The sequence below is a fragment of the Kitasatospora sp. NPDC091257 genome (assembly GCF_044757675.1).
GTDB lineage: Bacteria > Actinomycetota > Actinomycetes > Streptomycetales > Streptomycetaceae > Kitasatospora > Kitasatospora lactacystinica.
The window spans coordinates 1-1,571 of record NZ_JBIVVI010001623.1 but is presented as its reverse complement, the minus strand read 5'-3'; the positions used below and the strand labels follow the sequence as shown (position 1 = coordinate 1,571).

The 1,571-nt window shown below is 68.6% G+C and carries 1 protein-coding gene; it reads right to left on the bottom strand.

Annotation, left to right across the window (positions count from 1 at the left end; genetic code table 11):
- Positions 1–41 precede the first annotated feature (41 nt).
- Complete coding sequence (gene clpX, locus ACIQOV_RS40820; protein WP_045696864.1) at positions 42–1,331, bottom strand: ATP-dependent Clp protease ATP-binding subunit ClpX; 1,290 nt, start codon at positions 1,329–1,331, stop codon at positions 42–44.
- Between the last annotated feature and the right edge of the window lie 240 nt (positions 1,332–1,571).

Here is a 1,571-nt window from a genome sequence, read left to right as displayed (position 1 = left end):
GATCCGGTGCGGGGCCCCTCCCGTGTCGCGGAGGCCTCGGGTCAGGCGCTCTTCTCCCGGCGCTCGCGCTTGATCATGTCGCGCGGCACCAGGGTGGGGATGGCGTGCTTGGAGACCACGTCGCCGGTGACCACCACGCGGGCGACGTCCTGGCGCGAGGGAACCTCGTACATCACGGACATCAGCACCTCCTCCATGATGGCCCGCAGCCCGCGCGCGCCGGTGCCGCGCAGGATCGCCTGGTCGGCGATCGCCTCCAGCGCGTCCCGGGAGAACTCCAGCTCCACGCCGTCCAGTTCGAACAGCTTGCGGTACTGCTTGACCAGCGCGTTGCGCGGCTCGGTGAGGATCTGGAGCAGCGCCTCGCGGTCCAGGTTGTGCACGCTGGTGATCACCGGGAGACGGCCGATGAACTCGGGGATCATGCCGAACTTCACCAGGTCCTCGGGCATCACCTGGCGGAAGTGGTCGCTGGCGTCCGACTCCCGCTTGGAGCGGATGTTGGCGCCGAAGCCGATGCCCTTGGCACCCGCGCGGCCCTCGATGATCCGCTCCAGGCCGGCGAACGCGCCGCCGACGATGAACAGCACGTTGGTGGTGTCGATCTGGATGAACTCCTGGTGCGGGTGCTTGCGCCCGCCCTGCGGCGGCACCGAGGCCGTGGTGCCCTCCAGGATCTTCAGCAGGGCCTGCTGCACGCCCTCGCCGGAGACGTCCCGGGTGATCGACGGGTTCTCGCTCTTGCGCGCGACCTTGTCGATCTCGTCGATGTAGATGATCCCGGTCTCGGCCTTCTTGACGTCGTAGTCGGCCGCCTGGATCAGCTTGAGCAGGATGTTCTCGACGTCCTCGCCGACGTAGCCGGCCTCGGTCAGCGCGGTGGCGTCCGCGATGGCGAACGGCACGTTGAGCATCCGGGCCAGGGTCTGCGCCAGCAGCGTCTTGCCGGAGCCGGTGGGGCCCAGCAGCAGGATGTTGGACTTGGCCAGCTCGATGGCGTCCTCGCGGCCGTTGCCGCCGCTGCGGCCCGCCTCACCGGCCTGGACCCGCTTGTAGTGGTTGTAGACGGCGACCGACAGCGCCTTCTTGGCGAGGTCCTGGCCGACCACGTACTGGTCCAGGAACTCGTAGATCTCGCGCGGCTTCGGGAGCTCCTCGAAGCGCACCTCGGAGGTCTCGGCGAGTTCCTCCTCGATGATCTCGTTGCACAGGTCGATGCACTCGTCGCAGATGTACACGCCTGGGCCGGCGATCAGCTTCTTCACCTGCTTCTGCGACTTGCCGCAGAACGAGCACTTGAGCAGGTCGCCACCGTCTCCGATGCGTGCCACGAGGTGCTTCCCCTTCGCCAGGGGCCCCGCAGGGTTCCGGGGCCTGGTGCTGTGGACCGTCAACGCCGACGGCGCTCGGTCTCGCTATCCGACGGTACTCTGCCGGGCCCGTGATTCCGGCCTCTTCGCCAGGTCTGCCCTACGCCCTGGGCGAATTGATACCGAACAGATGCCGTCGCGCGGGCCCGCCGATGGGCCGCCGACGTAGAAGCGCTCGGCCGCCGCGAGGTCGCGCGAGGG